Source organism: Nitrososphaera sp. (assembly GCF_050748925.1).
GTDB lineage: Archaea > Thermoproteota > Nitrososphaeria > Nitrososphaerales > Nitrososphaeraceae > Nitrososphaera.
The window spans coordinates 1-1,167 of record NZ_JBOGQF010000248.1; the positions used below are offsets into that span (position 1 = coordinate 1).

1 protein-coding gene is annotated in these 1,167 nt (G+C 54.3%); it reads left to right on the forward strand.

Annotation, left to right across the window (positions count from 1 at the left end; translation table 11 throughout):
- The first annotated feature begins 208 nt into the window (after positions 1-208).
- Positions 209-1,018: a reverse transcriptase domain-containing protein gene (locus ACREAY_RS12005; protein ID WP_431756000.1), complete on the forward strand. Its 810-nt coding sequence runs from the start codon at positions 209-211 to the stop codon at positions 1,016-1,018.
- Positions 1,019-1,167: the final 149 nt, after the last annotated feature.

The window sequence follows — 1,167 nt, forward strand, 5'->3', positions numbered from 1 at the left end:
CTTCAGAGAAGTGTGGCTCAGGTACTGTCTGCCATGTATGAGCAGGACTTTCTACCGTGCTCATTTGGAGGACGGCCTGGGTGCAGTGCCCATCAGGCGTTAGCGACGCTCAACGAGCTGATTGCTGGACGCAAGGTGGGTTGGGTGCTCGAGGCGGATTTGAAGAACTTCTTCGGCAGTTTAGATCACGGATGGTGACTCGCGTTTTGTGGAACATCGAGTCGGAGACCCGCGCATCATCAGCCTGATTCGACGGTGGCTTAAAGCCGGCGTCCTGGAAGACGGTGAGGTGCGACCGAACGACGAGGGTGCCCCGCAAGGTGGGTCAATCAGTGTGCTACTGAGTAATGTGTACCTTCACTATGTGCTGGACCTGTGGTTTGACCGGGTGGTCAAGGCGCGTATGAAAGGCGAGGCCTACTTGGTGAGGTACATTGACGACTTTGTGGTGTGTTTCCAATATCGCTCGGATGCGTTGCGCCTGCAGGATGCTCTTTGCAAGCGCCTGGCAAGGTTTGGGCTTGTGCTGGAACCAAGCAAGACGCGGCTCGTTGAATTTGGTCGGTTTGCCGAGCGGCATGCGCCGAAGCGTGGGCGAAAGCGGCCCGAGACGATTTATTTCTTGGGCTTCACCCATTACTGCACGCGCAACCAGCAAGGCAATTTCAAGGTGGGACGGCGGACAGAGAAGTCTCGACTTCGGCGCAGCCTCTCTCATCTCACTGACCTGATGCGACGCATGCGGCACTTGCCGGTTCGTGAACAGGCTATCAACCTTAACCGGGTGTTGCGAGGACATTACGGCTATTATGGGCTTGCCGGTAACTTCTCGGCCTTGTGTAAGGTCTACCGGGCTGTGGAACGCTATTGGCACAAGATGCTTAGTAGCCGCAGTCGGAAAGGCGTTCTCCGATGGCCGGTATTTCACCGGTTAAAACAGCGGTATCCGTTGCAGCGTCCGAAGCTGGTACTCCCCTCAGAGATCCCCTCATTTTTTACTGTAGGTATGAGTTATTAGCGATTGATTATCATGGATAATGAGATCATACTTTGCCAGAAGCTTTGGAGGCAGGGGAGAGCAAGATGGCGAAATGGTGTGGTTTCCAGTTCAAGGATATTCATAGTTTTTTGAGTTCCCTTTTTGGCGAGGACGTGCATGCCAAGCGC